The organism is Ruegeria sp. AD9, from assembly GCF_056542305.1.
Genome location: NZ_JBQFZP010000022.1, coordinates 23,268 through 39,918 on the forward strand (window position 1 = coordinate 23,268; position 16,651 = coordinate 39,918).

At 53.8% G+C, this 16,651-nt stretch carries 10 protein-coding genes and 3 pseudogenes; 5 read left to right on the plus strand and 8 right to left on the minus strand.

What is annotated here, in order from left to right; translation table 11 throughout:
- Positions 1-5 precede the first annotated feature (5 nt).
- The 3 genes from ACR0AM_RS19735 to ACR0AM_RS19745 form a co-directional block, all read right to left on the minus strand.
- Complete coding sequence (locus ACR0AM_RS19735; RefSeq protein WP_480623798.1) at positions 6-1,862, minus strand: ABC transporter ATP-binding protein; 1,857 nt, start codon at positions 1,860-1,862, stop codon at positions 6-8.
- A gap of 503 nt (positions 1,863-2,365) precedes the next feature.
- On the minus strand, positions 2,366-3,346 hold the full coding sequence (locus ACR0AM_RS19740; protein ID WP_480623799.1) for a DUF6492 family protein: 981 nt from the start codon (positions 3,344-3,346) through the stop codon (positions 2,366-2,368).
- A gap of 111 nt (positions 3,347-3,457) precedes the next feature.
- The gene (locus ACR0AM_RS19745; protein ID WP_170516206.1) at positions 3,458-4,339 is read right to left on the minus strand and encodes a sulfotransferase; all 882 of its coding nucleotides are present in this window, start codon (positions 4,337-4,339) and stop codon (positions 3,458-3,460) included.
- 1,318 nt (positions 4,340-5,657) lie between these two features.
- Here ACR0AM_RS19745 and ACR0AM_RS19750 point away from each other — a divergent pair.
- A complete protein-coding gene (locus ACR0AM_RS19750) occupies positions 5,658-7,970 on the plus strand; it encodes a GumC family protein (protein WP_480623800.1) in 2,313 nt (770 codons plus the stop codon).
- Positions 7,971-8,505: 535 nt separating this feature from the next.
- On the opposite strand, the gene ACR0AM_RS19755 is transcribed toward ACR0AM_RS19750, so the two are convergent.
- Complete coding sequence (locus ACR0AM_RS19755) at positions 8,506-9,216, minus strand: IS6 family transposase (RefSeq protein WP_480623801.1); 711 nt, start codon at positions 9,214-9,216, stop codon at positions 8,506-8,508.
- 61 nt (positions 9,217-9,277) lie between these two features.
- Here ACR0AM_RS19755 and ACR0AM_RS19760 point away from each other — a divergent pair.
- Positions 9,278-9,664: pseudogene (locus ACR0AM_RS19760) on the plus strand (sugar phosphate nucleotidyltransferase); the annotation flags it as partial.
- A gap of 271 nt (positions 9,665-9,935) precedes the next feature.
- On the opposite strand, the pseudogene ACR0AM_RS19765 reads toward ACR0AM_RS19760, so the two are convergent.
- A pseudogene (locus ACR0AM_RS19765) lies at positions 9,936-10,082 on the minus strand (transposase domain-containing protein); the annotation flags it as partial.
- Positions 10,083-10,146: 64 nt separating this feature from the next.
- Between ACR0AM_RS19765 and ACR0AM_RS19770 the strand changes: the two are divergent.
- Positions 10,147-10,848, plus strand: coding sequence for an IS6 family transposase (locus tag ACR0AM_RS19770; protein WP_480623802.1), 702 nt, complete (start codon positions 10,147-10,149; stop codon positions 10,846-10,848).
- 70 nt (positions 10,849-10,918) lie between these two features.
- Here the strand turns inward: ACR0AM_RS19770 and ACR0AM_RS19775 are convergent, their stop codons facing one another.
- Entirely contained in the window at positions 10,919-12,262 is a 1,344-nt protein-coding gene (locus ACR0AM_RS19775; protein WP_480623803.1) for a nucleotide sugar dehydrogenase, read from the minus strand.
- Positions 12,263-12,355: 93 nt separating this feature from the next.
- Positions 12,356-12,682, minus strand: a pseudogene (locus ACR0AM_RS19780) (ISKra4 family transposase); the annotation flags it as partial.
- Between the two features lie 278 nt (positions 12,683-12,960).
- On the opposite strand from ACR0AM_RS19780, the gene istA reads away from it, so the two are divergent.
- Both istA and istB read left to right on the plus strand, forming a co-directional pair.
- The gene (gene istA, locus ACR0AM_RS19785; RefSeq protein WP_480623804.1) at positions 12,961-14,490 is read left to right on the plus strand and encodes an IS21 family transposase; all 1,530 of its coding nucleotides are present in this window, start codon (positions 12,961-12,963) and stop codon (positions 14,488-14,490) included.
- Complete coding sequence (gene istB, locus ACR0AM_RS19790) at positions 14,480-15,271, plus strand: IS21-like element helper ATPase IstB (protein ID WP_480623805.1); 792 nt, start codon at positions 14,480-14,482, stop codon at positions 15,269-15,271. The genes istA and istB overlap by 11 nt, the downstream gene beginning before the upstream one ends.
- Before the next feature lie 250 nt (positions 15,272-15,521).
- On the opposite strand, the gene ACR0AM_RS19795 is transcribed toward istB, so the two are convergent.
- Positions 15,522-16,343 (minus strand): type IV toxin-antitoxin system AbiEi family antitoxin, encoded by an 822-nt coding sequence (locus ACR0AM_RS19795; protein WP_171238900.1) that lies wholly within the window; start codon positions 16,341-16,343, stop codon positions 15,522-15,524.
- Between the last annotated feature and the right edge of the window lie 308 nt (positions 16,344-16,651).

Here is a 16,651-nt window from a genome sequence, read left to right on the forward strand (position 1 = left end):
CGAACCTAAATCTCATATGCGACGGATTGCTTTGAACCCTCTTCCGGATCGGACTTGCCTTGGCGGGTACCGTCCGATTCAACTTCTTTTTCCTGCGGAACCAGATTTTCGTAAGACCCGGTCGAACTGATGCGCCCAGCCTCGAGCGTGATCACCGTGTCGCAACTTTTCACCGTTGCCAGACGGTGCGTCACCATAATCAGCGTACGCCGCCCGGCGAGTTCGGTAATCCGATCCATCACCTGCGTTTCGGTGCTGTTGTCCAAAGCGCTGGTCGCCTCGTCAAAGGCAACAACCTCGGGCTGGGTATAAAGGGCCCGCGCGATCGAGATGCGTTGCCGCTGCCCGCCGGACAGCCGCACACCGCTTTCGCCAACAAAGGTGTCATAGCCTTCGGGCAGTTCTTCCCGGATGAATGTGTCTATCTGCGCCATCTTCGCTGCGTCGCGAACCTGATCCAGATCGACCTCTTCTGTTGGAACGCCAAAGGCGATGTTCTCTGCGATGCCCGCGTCATAAAGGAATGTCTCCTGTGGGACATACCCCACATTGGCGCGCCACATGCGCACCTGATCGTGGCTCAGCTTCTGGCCATCAATCAGCATCGCGCCTTCCGTCGGTTCGATCAGGCCAAGGATGAGATCCATCAACGTGGTCTTTCCAGCGCCTGTCTGGCCAACGATTCCAAATGAGGTTCCAGCCGGGATGGTCAGGTTGATGTTCTTCAGGCTCGGGGTGGCAGATCCGGGATAAGTGTAGGACACATCCCGCAGTTCGATCGACTTTTCCAACCGCATCGGCTCAATCAGATCCGTGGGCAATTCCGGAAGATCCGAGATGTCTGCCAGATCGTCACGAATTGCCACGGCGGCGACGGTGCTCAGGCGAATGGCAACGATAGCGGTGTATCCCTTCTGGAAAGCCGGCATCATGCGATAAACGGCCAGGGCAAAGACACCGATGATAGGAAGCACTGCGGCCATGCCCGTGCTGCCGACCCCGCCGTTCTGCTTCATCAGGATCAGGGTCAGCACTACGACACCGCCAATAGCAAACAGCTCAATGATGTACTGCGGCACCTGACGGACAGTGGCTGACGCAGCGCTGTACTTTGAGAACTTCATGGAATGCGGACGGTAGCTATCGATGAGCGATCGTTCACGATTGAGCAGTTTTGCCAGCTTGCTGCCCCGCAGCGCTTCGTATGCGACGCGATAGCGTGCCCTGTTTTCATCAAACATGACCTGCCCAAGGCGGTTTGTCAGTTTGCGGACCGTCACAAACAGGATCGTATACAGTACCCCGAAAATGCAGAGCGACAACAACGTGATCGCGGGGTCGACATAGAACAGAAGCGACATCATAAAGACAATCGACACCAGCGACTGAGCGACATTGAAAAGCGAGCGGAATACCTCACCGACGACGCGGCCGGACTCGGCAAGCATGTTCGAAACGAGCTCGCTGCTGTGACGCTGGAGCATGAATTCGTATGGTTGCCGCAGATAGGTTTCCAACAACCGCGCGGACAGGCTGTGCTTACGCATCTCCAGCCAGCGGTTGACCAGATACAGTGTCAGCACCTTCAACACTGCACTCACGACGAGAACCACAAGGAAAACGACAGCGATGGCGATGGCGAAACTGTTCACACTCTCGAAGTTGCCCGCCGAATAGGCCCAGGACAAGTGCTTGTTTTTGTCAATCAGATCCGGATCGCCGATAATCCTGAGAAACGGGAAGATCAGGCCGACACTCAACATCTCGGCAAAACCGCGCAGGCAAATCAGTGGCAGTAGTTTAAGGGCAGACGTACGTTCGCTGGACGTCAAAAGCGAGATGACAGTTCCCAAGCCCTTCATGCCTGAACTCCAACGGTTGCGTCGCGTGTTAGCTTGCATTGTCGGACGAACAGCAAATTTTGGACAAAACGTCCAGACAACGGAGAACTAATAATCACCGATAACACACTTACCTCCTAAAGTGGGTAAAAACCGCCAAAACCCGACGGTCCGAAACGACCACTCCACACTGAAACTCAACCACAATAATGCCATACTACTATGACTTTCGACTAACACCTCGCCCTTCTCTGGGCAAGGCTTCAATACGTAGGGTCCGATTTGGGTCAACCTAGTGTGATTTGAGCAGGTTCTTAGTTTCCTATATCTCAACAAATTCCTGTCGGGCCAACTATTGTCCAATTGGAATGCTGTTGCGGCTCAGACTTCGAAAGCGAGATACTTTGACAAGCTCCGCTTTCGGTCCGACTGATGCATCAACTGCGTGTCAGGGGATCAGCCTCGCTATCGACGTCTAGTTTTTCCGGCCTCCTGACCCGGCACCCGAAACCATTTCTATGTGTTTAGCGCGCAAGAAACGCGCCGGCAGCTGCAAGGCCGCGATCTGAAAGAATACTGTTTATCCTAGCCCTGTGCTCCGGTTTGAGCCTGTCCAGGCGGTCGCTATGCACCGAAAAAACCTTTCGGCGCCCCTGTTCGACCAATTCGAGCATGCGCTCAACCGTTTCATCATCCATGTTTCTGTTGAGACCTGCGGCAGGTTGCAACCCCTCGTCGAACTGGTTTGACCAGCCCCCATAGTGCCGGGTGACAAAAGCGTAAATCAACATGAATTCGGACGCCTTGCGCCCTACCCCCCTGACAAGAGGCTTGAAGCCAAAATACACATGCGCCGGCCCCAATTTGTCTTCGATCTCTGCCAGGCAACCGGCCAATACTTCGGCGCTCAAGCAATAGGGCGTCGTGCTAGGTGGAGTAAGCGTGTCATCAGGGGGAATTGGCAACCCGAAGATACGGAACGAGTTCTCCATCCAATTCCGCTGCGCATTGCTGGGCGGCTCAAGAAAGCTGAGCGCCCTGCCCGCCTCAGATATGAAATCAGACCGGTTCACATTGCTGACGAAAAAATTCTTGGCATCCAGTATCAGAACGTACCCATCCGGTATCAGCCTGGCCACACAGAGTTTGAAGGCCTGCTGCATCAGCCATCCGTTGTTGCCGCGCCATCCGGCCTGAGTTCTGAACGGTATCCAATTCCGGTGTTGCACGACCATACGACGCAGCAGCCCGGAAAATCCACCTGCCCCGCCCCGCAGGATTTCCTCGGGTTCGACAATCCGCACCCGATCCGCCAGCGATTCGTAAAAGTGAACCAGTTCGCGGGCAAGTCGCGCGCATTCTTTCTGGTTCCTGTCATTGACGACGATCAATATTGACGAAATGTCATCCGGTTCAAAAAACGTGGCCACCGATCGCGCCTGCAGCTTCAGGTTTTCGATTTCCCTTATGTACACAACAGTGACAAGCGTTATTCGTTGTTTCATGGGAGCCACCGCTGGTTAACAAATAGGAACTTTATGTTACGCGTATGGCTGGCAGGCTGTCGCGGAACCAAATCACCAGAGTTTTCAAGCCCGCAAAGACTCGCAATAAAATTATTCATGCCAGACTTCGATCTTCCCGCCATGAAGACGTTCCACGAAACTGACATCGTTTTGAAAGCTCTCAATTAATTCCCTGCGCAGGTGATCGGGTATATCCGGCATTTCCGAAGGCTGCAGAAAAAGGCGCCTGTTGATTCCTGCGCGCATGAGAAACTGGACTATATGTTCCATGTCCCTCTTGCGCATCGCGCTTCTGATAGCCTTTGCCTTCTTTACCAGCCAACGGGATTTTGGTTTCCCATAAGTTTCCCGCACCTTCTGTTTCACTGCCACCGGCGCAAGCCTGTCCTGATCGACACCAATGTAGTCGAACAGGGATTCAAGGTACGAAGACGTCGCCTGCGGGCTGGCAAACAGCTCTTCAAAAATACCCAAATGAATCTGATCTCGGGGAAAGATGGACAGCACATTCCCGAGAAGCCCGGCGTATGAACTGTTCATTCTCAGTTCCGGATGGCGCGCGACGGCGTTTTCGAAATCAAGGTCCGTTCGACCATTTTCGACAAACATCCTGTAGTGAGAGACCATCCTGTCCACCGGGTTCCGCAGGATACAGATCAGCTTCACCTCGGGATTGAAATCTCTTATTCGCTGCACCGTCTGAACATCCAGAATATAGGACGTACTAATCTCTCCTATTGCCGGACGGTCGGCAGCCCCGTCAAAGAGCCCGCAATACCAATCATCTCCACGGTCGTAGAAGCGATCGAAATAAAACACTTCTTTCTGCTGGACGGGTAAGAAGACGTCGGGGTGCCGGCGCAGAATGGAATCGAGCCATGTCGTTGCGCATTTTGGCGGGCCAATTCCGATAAATGTGGGTTTGGATTTTTGCGTGTTCGTTTCAAGCTTTGAATTGTACATCTTGGACATGGATCTTTCTGAAAATAGTGTATCGACCTAAAATGACCGTGGCGTGACCCGCATCATACGAATGAGGTTCCACCACGCTGAGCCTGACCCGAACAGCAAATTATCCTTATCACGAACTTCGGAATCGACCAGAAATTTCTCCGGAGTTTCGTACCCGCAAGCATTCAGCTTCAAATCCAGCAAACGCTGATCGCCACCGAAAGGTGCAGCGCATATGCGGCAGCGCCGCCTGTATCCTGACCTGTCACAATGGGTTTTGGTGTCGTCAGGCGTCCGGCGAGACTGCTGTCCAGCGCCCTGTTCCTCAAAACATCACAAAGCCGCCGATAGCACAGAGCGGATCGGAAAATCGAAACAGACAGCCAAAATATGCACAATCTGTTTCCTGTTTCTGTGCAATGCAGCCTGTCTGATCCAGGCACGCGCCGACGGTGGGATTTACTTCGGTCGCGACGTGCTAAGGGGGGTTTGCGGCTTGCTGCTCCGGGACTGCTGCCAGGACAGAGCTTCGAGAAGGAATATCAGCCCTATAAAAACGACCACGCCCGCTCCGAGACCGCATGCCAATCCGAGCACAACACCAAGATCAAATTTGATCCAGATTAGAATTGTCACCAGCCACATGAAGCAACTGGAAATAGAAAATGCCCAAATCCCCATCGTTTCTCTGCGGTCCGTTCTGCCTCTATTATATTTACTCGGTCAAGAAAGCCAGCACTCATCCCAACACGCTTTTTAACATCTGCACCTTCAGTAAACGAAACGTTAACCCGGCATAATGCTTTCGTCTAGCATGCGCCGGTACACTGCTTAATATATTGATAGTCCAAATCATTTGGACACGCTAGAATAGAGTCTGCAAGATCTGCCTATAAGCCATATAACGCCTATCTTTTTGGGTTCAAAACTTGCCCTCGCGCCAACTTTCGGCGATTATACAATCTATGGCACCTATTCATCGCCAAACGATTGCATTGTTTTAATTTTGGAACCGAAAAATTGTTTTATATCACGGGGCGCAACAAAGGCTCAGACCCGTCTGTTGTGCACCAATTCGCAACTGGAGCCCCTGTTTGATCTGCGAAAACCAACGGTTTAGTCATTTCACCCGCGCACCGCCTGGTCCGGGTGGCGCCCAAAGTTGGTTGATTTTTCGTGTTTAAACACAATCTGAAGGAGAAGAAATCCAGATGGCGCTTTGGTTTGTTGACTGATTGTGCATATATGGAGGCACGTGTTGCAGTTTGAAGGGTTAGTTAAAGTGAATAGTCAGGGCGCGGGTCCGTCCAAGGCCTCGGAATTTGATTCTTTTGAACTTATGTACGAGAATCAAAACGACAACGAATTGAACTTACGAGAACTTCTTTCACTGATTTGGCGGGGAAAGCTGTTTTTTCTGTGCTGTGGCGTCGTCGGGATGTTGGTTGGTGCCGTCATCGTGCTTCGGCAGGAGCCCGTCTATACTGCTGCGGCAAGTATTTTGTTCGAACCCGAGCGCGTCCAGATCGTCGATATCTCAAACGTCCTGACCGAACCCGAAGCCGGGACCGAGATCGGCAACCAGATCGAAATCCTCAACTCGACGACATTGCTTCAGAAGGTGGTGGAACGCCTGAATCTCGTGCAAGTGGATAGCGAGGCCGCAGTTGACGAAGGCGTTGCGCAGGCCCAAGGCCAGGAAACACCCGCGCCGCCTCCAGGGCAGGCAAGAGCGATTCTCAACCGCGCCATGGCCGCGCTTGGGATGTCGGTGCAGCAACCCGACACCGAAAGTGCTCCGTTGACCGAAGAGGAGATGTACGAAAAAGGCATGCGCAACGCGATCAACATGATTCGCGCCAATATGGGGGTCTTTCAAGTTAACGGATCCAGGGTGATCGAGATTGTCTATTCATCGCCCAATGCCGCGCAGTCCGCGCTGATCGTCAATACCATCAGCGATGAGTACATTGCCTTACAGAAGGCCTCTAAGAACCGCAATATCGTTACTGTGATCGAACTGGTCGACGAACGCATTCTGGAGTTGAAAAACAGCGTCGAGACCCTTGAGGAAAACCTTGAAACCGCGCGTTTGGACCTGGCCAACAGGCAGGCTCAGAGCTCGCAGATGACAAGTGTCCAGCTGACAGCGCTCAACCAGGAACTGGCTTCGATCCAACTGCGCCTCGCCGAGTCCCGTGCCCGCCGCGATCGGGCAAAAACCGCCCTGGACTCTGAAGAAAACCTTTGGACAGTTACTGAATTCCGCGAGTCTCCGTTGATCGCAGAGTTCCGTCGGCGCGAAATCGATATTCGCGAGGCCATGGCAGGTGACAGTGCCATCGCCGGCGGCAGTTCAAGACCCAACAGTACGCGAAACAACGCGCTGCTGGACCAGCTTTACGAGAATATCCGCGAAGAGGCCGGTTATGTCGTGGCTGCTCTGGAGTTTGAGGTGGAATCGTTGGAGCAGCGTGAAATTCAACTTCAGAAACTGGTTCGCGATCTTGAAGTCATAGCAATCGAACAAACCGCCGATGAACTGTCCATTGACCGGCTCGAACGCGAGGTGCAATCGAACCAGACGTTGTTGCAAACCTTTGTGACACGCCAGAAGGAAATCACCGAACAGGCCAACCTGCAATCGGCTGGTGCGCGCGTGCTGTCAGCCGCTGACACGCCGACAAGCCCCGATTTCGAGACCAGCGCCCGCGTGATGATCTCAACCGTTGGCGGTGGACTGTTTTTGGGCTTCCTATGGCTGCTGTTCCGCGAACAGACAAGTCAGGCCGTACGGGACCCGAAAGCTCTGGCTAGGATCTCGCGGCTTCCTGTGCTCAACTCGATCCCGATGACCGGAATGCGCCGCAGCCTGCAAAAGCTGGGCGGCAGTTTCGTGTCGAACCCCAAAAGTCTTCTGTCGGAAAGTGTTCGCAACTTGCGAACGAGCATCCTTTACAGCGACGCCAGCCACGTACCCAAGGTCGTGATGTTCACATCTTCCGTTCCCGGGGAAGGGAAAAGTTCGCTCTCGTTTCTGACCGGTCTTGCCAGTCAGAGCACCGGCCGCCGGACTATTCTTGTTTGTTGCGATTTCCGGGACGACAGCAATGCCGTGATCTATTCGAAATTTCCAAGCATTGCCAACGCGGACAAGCCGCAAAAACGCATATCCTTCCTGCACCGGGCGCAGTCGGCATCGGGCGGGCGGTATGGATTGGCCACGTATCTACAGAAGAAATGTACGCTTGAAGAGGCGCTTGCCAGAGAGACAGCAACGGGACTGGATATTTTGTCGTTGAGCCTTTCCGAAAAACTGACGGAAAGCCCGGCCGATATTTTGTCTTCGACGCGCTTCGCCGAAGTTATCGACCAGCTTCGTGACGAATATGATCTGGTGATCCTTGATACCCCGCCCGCACTGGCGGTGACGGACGCCCGACTGTTGGCCAGGCTTTCGGACACCGTCGTCTACCTCGTGCGCTGGAACCACACGAGCAGGAACGCGGTACGCGAGGGGCTGAGAGAATTGCGGTCGATGGGGGCCAATATCGCTGGCTGTGTCTTCACTTTGGTATCGCAGTCAAGGGCCCGGAAATACGCGGACAACGAGTTCATCTACAAACGCAGTTACGATTCCTACTTTAGCTGAACGCTTTGGCGCCTTTGATATACAGGGTTCGCGAATAAGAGCCCTTGCACCTTCCACGCGCCAGCCGGGACCGAACTGGCTGGCGCGTGGTTACGCGGGACTAACTCGTTTACCGCAGCTTCGGCAGCGGATTTGCAGCAACCTCCTTGGACAATCACCACGAGACCGGGTTTCCCATCTGCTTTGAACAACATAAGTGATCGCTTCGGGACTGCTGATAATGGGGAGCGTCAAGTTTGAGGCCACAATCTCAAACACGTTTTATGTAATTGCTACGCGTATGGGTAACCGTTCCGGGCGACCGGATATACCCAGCCGCCCGAGAGTTACAATCAATCGCTGATCGCGCCTTCTTCGTCGCGTCTTTGGTACATTTTGGCTTTTACGCGCGCGCCTACGATCAGGGGCAGGACAAAGCCGATGATCGCAATCGACCACAGGGCGATTGACAACGGGCTATCTATCAATGTCCACCAGTTGCCATGGCATTGCCAACTTGTTTGCACGCGGCTGACGGCGGTCTAGTCTGCGTCTGTCAGGTGGTCATTTCGAGAGCGTAACCGTCCCAGAGGCCGAAAGCATCGGTTCTGGCGTGACGGTATGAGACGGTGGAGAGTTGATAGCGGCGGGGTCGAAAGACGGTGTTGATCTGGTCGTGAGCGGCAAGGAACCTTTGCGCTTGCCTTGGCGACTTGAAGCGTCCCATGAACTTTTCACGCTTTCGAGAGGATCTGTGTGATCCTTCGATCCGATTGTTCAACCCCTTGTGTGCTCGGTGATCTGCACCTGGCACAAGATCGCGGATCGGCTTGAAATAGCTTCGCAACTTATCCGTGATTACAACACGGGGTTCGCCGAATTGCGAAATCAACCGCTTCAGAAAGCGCCGCGCTGCCCTGGCACTCCGCCGTGGTTGGACGAGGATATCAAGAATATCTCCGTTCGCATCCACGGCCCGCCAGAGCCAACATTTCCGACCGTTGATCGGGATGACCACTTCGTCCAAATGCCATTTGTCGACCGCAGCTGGTCGGTCTCGCCTGATGCAATTCGCGAAATGGCCGCCAAAACGATTGACCCATTGCCGGATCGTTTCCCGGCTGACCGTCACACCGCGTTCCGCGAGCAGATCTTCAACATCAGCGGCGCTGAGCGCAAAGCGATGGTAGACCCAGACGGCAAAGGCGATGATCTCGCGCGGAAAACGAAAACCCTTCAGGCGCGGCAATTTAGGCAGTGTCTTCATGCCTGAGCCGTAACCCGGTCACAACGCACAAACAAGTTGGCAATGCCCGTGGCATTATTGAAAACCCAAAATACCACCGTCAAACTACGCGGTGACCGGGTTGTATTTCCTGGACGGAGACGCATCGAGCCGCGCGCGTCAGGTTCAACCATCCGAACGCGGTGAGCTAGAAATCACAACATTGCTTGAGATGTATCTGAAAGATGATTTGTTAAAAGTTCAAACCATGGGCCGTGGCTTTGCATGGTTGGATACCGGCACACACGGATCTCTGCTCGATGCAGGTAATTTTGTACGAACATTAACGGATCGGCTGGGCATGCAGACCGGAAGCTTGGACGAAATCGCATGGCAAAAAGGTTGGATAGATGATGCTGCGCTGGCCGAACGCGCACAATTGTTCGCCAAGTCCACATATGGCGATTATCTGAAACATCTACTGACATGATAGAGCGTTGCCAGTCAGATCGATACCTAGAGTGTTTCGCGCGCGAAACTTTCTCAATCCAATTTGGGCGAATTATTTAGAACACAACGGCTAAGTGAAGTCAGCGGATGAGAACCTTAAGGGCGAATTTTAAAGCCACAGTATCGCCAGGCCGTCACAAGTCGATTGCTACTACATCTCTCAATTCGTAAACACTGGCATTGGTCCCCACTGATGTGCTTTGCCGATTTGTTTAGAAGATCGGTAAGCGGTGTCTGATGGCCGTCTGGTTTTAGCTTGACGGTTTGAAGTTCCACGGTAGCAATTCGTCGATTTGGTTTTTGAGATGACCTGCGGCGATGGCTTCGAGAGTGGCCTTGAGATAGGCGAAGGGTTCGATGCCATTGATTTTGGCGTTTTCGATCAGAGATGCGATGCGGCGGTGATGTCACGTTAACCGCCGTTCGGTTGCTCTTGCCTGGATTAGGACGGAGGTGGCATCGATGAATTTATCGCCTATCAGCTACAAGCGTCACCGATTTCCTCCTCAGATAATCGCCCATGCAGTGTGGTTGTACGCCCGTTTCAATCTAAGCCTACGGGAAGTTGAAGAGATGCTGCTGCAGCGTGGGATCGACGCGTCTTACGAGACTGTCCGGCGTTGGGTCATTAAGTTCGGGCCGCAGATCGCTCGCAAATTGCGACAGCGACAGGACCGTCCCGGCGATATCTGGCATCTCGATGAGGTTGTCGTGAGAATTTCTGGTCGCAAGTATTGGCTTTGGCGCGCGGTCGATCAACATGGTGTCGTGCTGGACGAAATATTCCAACCGAATCGGGACAAACGAGCGGCAAAACGGCTGTTGCGCCGCCTGATAAAGCGTCTTGGTTATGTTCCCAAGCGGATCATCACGGACAAGCTGCGCTCATATGGCGCGGCCATACGAGAGATCGCGCCGGGTCTGGATCACTGGTCGCACAAGGGGCTCAACAACCGCGCCGAAAACAGCCATCTACCGTTTCGAAAGCGAGAACGGACGATGCAGAACCATCGGTCTCCAGGAGGATTACAGCGGTTCGTGGCTACCCATTCAGCCGTTCGGAATTGCTTCAGTGTCCCCGCAGGCCGTCGCTCCGCATTAACAATCAGATATCACCGTCTCGAAGCGTTTGACGCCTGGATTTCAGCCACTCGAGCGCTTTGAAATCTTAACATCAGCATTTCTTGGTGGGTTCAAAGTTAATGTGACAACACCTTTGACGACGCCTCGGTGATCACGCCTTGGTCACCTTAGTCATCGGCAAGTTGCGCGCAGCAATGGCATTACGGGTATCGACCACCGGGATACCCAACGCCACCAGGGCCGCATAATCCACCGCATCGTGGTCCGTTGAGATGAGGATGGCGTCGTATTTATCTGAGTGCAAACTATCCGCCTGAACAGCATTGCGCCCCTGAAGGTGGAGATAGTCGCGCATGCGTGGAATCTCATCGATATGTGGATCCAGGAAATCGACTTCGGCCCCATTGTTGAGCAGAATATCCATCAATTTGACCGACGGGCTTTCCCGCATGTCAGGGACGTTTTTCTTGTAACTGATCCCAACCAGCAGGATACGGGATTTTGACAGGCCCTTCCCGGTTTCCCGGTCCAGAACCTCGCGCAGACGGGCAATCACATAGTCCGGCATCTGCACGTTGATCTCACCGGCCAGCTCGATTAACCGGGTCGAATACCCGTATTCCCGCGCCTTCCAGGTCAGGTAGAACGGATCAATCGGAATGCAGTGCCCACCCAGCCCGGGACCAGGATAAAAGGGCATAAACCCAAAGGGTTTGGTGGCTGCCCCGTCGATGACCTCCCACACATCAACCCCCATTGCATCGTAGATCATCTTGAGTTCATTCACGAGAGCGATATTGACAGCGCGAAAAATGTTCTCGGTGATCTTAACCGCCTCGGCCGTGCGGGTTGAGGAAACGGGCACCACCTTATCGACAATTTTTTTGTAGAAGGCCGTGGCCAGCTGTCCGGCGGCTTCGGAATCTCCACCCACGATTTTGGGAATAGAATGGGTACGGAAGGATGTGTTACCCGGATCTTCCCGCTCGGGGCTGAAAGCGACCCAGAAATCCTGTTCCGGTGTCAGCCCGCCTGCTGTCAGGATCGGGGTCAGAACCTCAACTGTCGTTCCAGGGAAGGTTGTGGATTCCAAAACGACCAATGTGCCCGGACGCATATGCCTGGCGATCGTCCGCCCTGTTGCCTCGACAAACGACAGATCCGGTTCACGATGGCGGCTCAGTGGTGTTGGAACACAGATGACAATCACGTTGCATGCGGACAGGCGCGAAAAATCGGCTGTCCAGGTCACACGCCCGTCCTGTGTGACCTCGGCCAACATGTCCGGGGTTACTGCATCAATGTAGCTTTCTCCGCGTTCAAGCTTGATGGGTTTGGCCTCATCGAGATCAAATCCCACAACATTGAACCCCCGCGCCGCCGCCGTTACCGCAAGCGGCAGGCCGACATAGCCGAGACCAATGACGCCGACAGTAGCGCTCTGGCTTTGCAGGGCCTCTTGCAACACGTTCTGAGTGGGGTTTTGCATGTCCATAAAGATGTCTCAGACCTTTTTGAGCCTCGTTGTACGCGCGTTAGAGCGTATCGCAGTCAATGTAAATGGAGAGTACCGCAAAGTGTGGGGCAATCAGGCCACCATTTGCGTTTCTTCCTGAGATTTCATCTCCGGATACCACTGCTCGAATTTATTTCGAAGCGTACCATCAAGGGTTCGGGCGCGAGTTTGAAGCATGAGGTGGGCACCTTGTTTTGACCAGCGCATCTGCTGCTTCTTGCCAAAACGTTTTCCGACGACGGTGTTGACGGTGCTTTCAACAAAGCCGGTGGAAACGCGTTCACCATATCTGCGTCGCTCGGCGTAATTCGGGATTATGTCCTTGTTGTTGGTGATGTATGTCTCAAACTCGGCGGCAGCTTTCCGCAGAGCCTTGATACTGGCGTAGTCGGTCTGGATGTGTCGCAAACTCTGGGGTCTAGTTGACGAGTATGCGTGATCTGCGGTTTGTACTCGTCGAAAAATTTTCGAACAGGTTGTTTGAGCATGATCTCATTGAAGGGCTGTCATTTCCCCAAGGATGCAGTTTTGTACGCTGTGTACTTCTATCTGCGGTACACGGTTGTTGATTTCCGCTGAGAAGTGACCCGGTAGGCCCGATAATTTTCACTGAGACTTGACCCATGTGAGCAACTTTCCCCCGACGTTTTCGTTTGGGGAGATTTGGAGTGATCGACATGGGATTTTTGAGTGTCATACGACGCTGGGCATTGCGTGACAAAATGCCAATTCGCGAGATTTCACGGCGCACGGGGCTGTCTCGCAACACCATCAAAAAGTATCTACGCGAAGGCGCTGTCGAACCGAAGTTCAAGACGCCGCCGCGTTCGAGCAAATTGGATCCGTATGCGGATCGGTTGTCTGCCTGGCTGCTCGCCCAGACACGCAAGCCCCGCAAGGATCGGCGCACGGTGAAGCAGATGCATGCTGATCTGGTGAAGCTGGGCTATGAAGGATCCGATGGCCGTGTTGCCGCATTCGCGCGGACGTGGCGGGCAGATCGGCACCGTGCGGAACAGACGACGGGACGTGGAACTTACGTGCCGCTGGTATTCCAGCCGGGTGAAGCGTTCCAGTTCGACTGGAGCGAAGACTGGGCCAATATCGGTGGAGATCGGGTCAAGCTTCAGGTCGCTCACATCAAACTCTCACACAGCCGGGCTTTCCTCGTGCGAGCCTATCCGTTGCAAACGCATGAGATGCTGTTTGACGCCCATTGGCATGCGTTCCGCGTGTTTGGCGGCGTTCCCGGCCGCGGGATTTACGATAATATGAAGACGGCCGTGGACCGTGTGGGCCGAGGCAAGCAACGTGACATCAATGCTCGCTTCAAGGCCATGGCCAGCCATTATGTTTTTGAACCAGAGTTCTGCAACCCTGCTGCGGGTTGGGAGAAAGGTCAGGTCGAGAAGAACGTCCGCGATGCGCGCAACCGGCTGTGGCAGGTCATGCCCGTCTTCAAGGATCTGGGCGAGCTGAACCAATGGCTTGAGGATCGCTGTGTCGCCCTATGGGGCGAGACAAAGCACCGGGAATTGCCGGGTACTGTTGCTGATGCATGGGAAGCTGAGAAGCCCACGTTGATGGCGCTGCCACCGGCCTTCGATGGGTTCGTCGAGCACAGCAAACGGGTATCGCCGACATGCCTGGTGACTTTCGAACGCAACCGGTACAGCGTGCCGGCCAGCTTTGCCAACCAGCGGATCAGCCTGCATGTCTACCCCGAACGTCTGGTCGTCGTGGCTGAGGGCCAAACCGTTTGTTCACATGAGCGGATCATAGAGCGTTCACATCGCAAGCCTGGCAGAGTGGTCTACGATTGGCGTCACTATTTGGCAGTCATCCAACGTAAACCGGGTGCTCTGCGTAACGGTGCGCCGTTTACGGAGATGCCAGACGCCTTCCGTCGTCTCCAGGATCATATGCTCCGCAAAGAGGGCGGTGACAGGGAAATGGTCGATATCCTGTCCCTGGTTTTGCATCACGACGAGGATGCCGTTCTGCGCGCCGTAGAATTGGCTTTGGAAGCCGGGGTTCCTACCAAGACGCATATCCTGAACCTGCTGCACCGCTTGATTGACAAGAAGCAAACAGACCTTCCAGAGATCGACCCACCAGATGCGCTGGCTTTGGAAAAGACCCCGAAGGCAAACGTGGACCGCTACGATGATCTGAGACAAACCGGGGAGAAGCGCCATGCGTCATGATCCGGCAGGAGCTTCCATCGTGATCATGCTGCGCAGCCTCAAGCTGTATGGCATGGCAAATGCAGTAGAGGATCTGGTCGCCCAGGGCGCGCCCGCCTTCGAGACCGCAACACCGATGCTTTCCCAGCTTCTCAAAGCCGAGATCGCTGAGCGGGAGGTGCGATCAATCGCCTATCATACCAAGGTGGCGCGCTTCCCCTCTTACAAAGACCTCGCGGGCTTCGACTTCAAATCCAGCGAGATCAACGAAGCCACTGTCCGGCAATTGCATCGGGGTGACTTCATGGAAAATGCAGAGAACGTTGTCCTGATCGGCGGACCCGGTACTGGCAAGAGCCACATCGCGACAGCCATCGGCGTTCAGGCTATCGAAAATCACAGGCGTAAAGTCCGCTTCTATTCGACAGTGGAACTGGTCAATGCGCTGGAGCAGGAAAAAGCGCTCGGCAAGACTGGGAAGATGGCGGAGATGATGACCAAGATCGACTTGGTCATTCTCGACGAGCTCGGCTACCTGCCATTCAGCCCATCCGGCGGCGCACTGCTATTCCATCTGCTCAGCAAACTCTATGAGCGCACCAGCGTCATCATCACAACCAACCTCAGCTTCTCTGAATGGGCGCAGGTCTTCGGCGATGCAAAGATGACAACTGCGCTACTCGACCGCCTCACACACCGCTGCCACATCCTCGAAACCGGCAACGACAGCTACCGCTTCAAGGCAAGCTCTGAGGCTGCAAAAAAAACGAGAAAGGAAACGCCAACATTGACCACAACATAAACGCTGAGACATAAACAAAGGTGGGTCAAATCTCGGTGAAAATACCGGGTCACTTCTCAGCGGAAATCAACACTCACTTTTCAAATCGACTCATGAGCTCTAATCGCCATTGCAAGTTGAGGCTTAAAAACATTTATGTTTCAAGCCAGAACGCCTTTATTACGCGATTGTTGAAAGTTCTGCGTATTACATTTCGAAGTCAGATTCTTGCCTATCATATCCGATAAGGGCGACCTGGGATTCGTAGTTCCTACGCGCCATTTTCTGCCTCTGTCGTGGCGAACTCTTCCGGTACCATGATACGATATCGCGGATGTATCCGGCCACCTTTGACCAATGCTCGATCCCCCGTCCCGAGGTTGAAGGCGTCAGCATCAAGTCGTTTGCGCCAGGGGTGATTGTGGCGATCCGCAAAAACGAAGAAGAGGCGCCTGATTTTTATTTTCTTGCAGCTCAACAAGAGCGCCGAGAGCAACTTAGGTCGTAGCGTCGTCAAGCCCTCGAACACCATGTCGAGGTTGTGAAAACTCTCATGGTCCGGCAATTCGTCCATAGCTTCCATGACCGCCCGTTCGGGGGCCGACATGCGCAGTTGCCAGTCCCACGGGAGGGAGTTTTCAGATTTTAGGTCGTCATTTGTAACGCCAAGTGCCTGGTCAGTGAACAACGACGTATTGCGCGTTTCTATAGGTGCATTGAGTGGCAGCTTCGTGAGCCAGTTGGGTATTTTGTAGCCATAGATCCAGATAGGGGCGTTGTCTCCCAAATGCAGGTAGTGGTCGTAGCCCTGTTGAGAGAGAGCAGTTTTGCCGCCGACATGAATATCATAGCCCATGATATGGTGCATCGAGATCAGGCAGGCCTTCCAGTCAATGGTGTTTGATGCGGGCGGATTGGGAACAGGTCGGCGGAAAACGCCGCGGTGAACGCGTTCGAGCCAGCCCCGTTTTACATAGTCGCGAAAGGTTTCGTAGGCTATGCCATGGGCGGTGAGCCAGTTGGCATCGACGAGATACCCAGCGGGCACCGAGTCGAGAACTTTCTTCAGATTTTGCGATCTTCCAGCGTTCATGACGCCCTAAATCGTATAATTTCAAAGAAAAGGCAAGAGGATCTCTTTGAAAAGTACATCTTTAAAGCGTCTATAGCGCTGAAAATAGCACATTATTAAAAACACAGCGCCACGCGGAAACCCATCGGAATACCCGGGATAAATGGAAGATTCCGGTGCCAAGGGCGTATTTTGTTGAAAAACTCGGGCTTGATCGGTTGGTAAGTTGCTGATTCATTTCTTCCTAAAGGGAGGGATCAGCCATGATGGGACCGAGACAGGAAGCGCAAGCGTCGCTGTTTTACGAGTTCTCGCTGGAGGATCATGTC

Coding starts and splice junctions, on each gene's coding strand:
- ACR0AM_RS19745 (WP_170516206.1), bottom strand. CDS start 4,339: ATGTCCAAGATGTACAATTCAAAGCTTGAAACGAACACGCAAAAATCC.
- istB (WP_480623805.1), top strand. CDS start 14,480: ATGCGTCATGATCCGGCAGGAGCTTCCATCGTGATCATGCTGCGCAGC.
- istA (WP_480623804.1), top strand. CDS start 12,961: ATGGGATTTTTGAGTGTCATACGACGCTGGGCATTGCGTGACAAAATG.
- ACR0AM_RS19775 (WP_480623803.1), bottom strand. CDS start 12,262: ATGGACATGCAAAACCCCACTCAGAACGTGTTGCAAGAGGCCCTGCAA.
- ACR0AM_RS19770 (WP_480623802.1), top strand. CDS start 10,147: ATGAATTTATCGCCTATCAGCTACAAGCGTCACCGATTTCCTCCTCAG.
- ACR0AM_RS19740 (WP_480623799.1), bottom strand. CDS start 3,346: ATGAAACAACGAATAACGCTTGTCACTGTTGTGTACATAAGGGAAATC.
- ACR0AM_RS19735 (WP_480623798.1), bottom strand. CDS start 1,862: ATGAAGGGCTTGGGAACTGTCATCTCGCTTTTGACGTCCAGCGAACGT.
- ACR0AM_RS19755 (WP_480623801.1), bottom strand. CDS start 9,216: ATGAAGACACTGCCTAAATTGCCGCGCCTGAAGGGTTTTCGTTTTCCG.
- ACR0AM_RS19750 (WP_480623800.1), top strand. CDS start 5,658: ATGTACGAGAATCAAAACGACAACGAATTGAACTTACGAGAACTTCTT.
- ACR0AM_RS19795 (WP_171238900.1), bottom strand. CDS start 16,343: ATGAACGCTGGAAGATCGCAAAATCTGAAGAAAGTTCTCGACTCGGTG.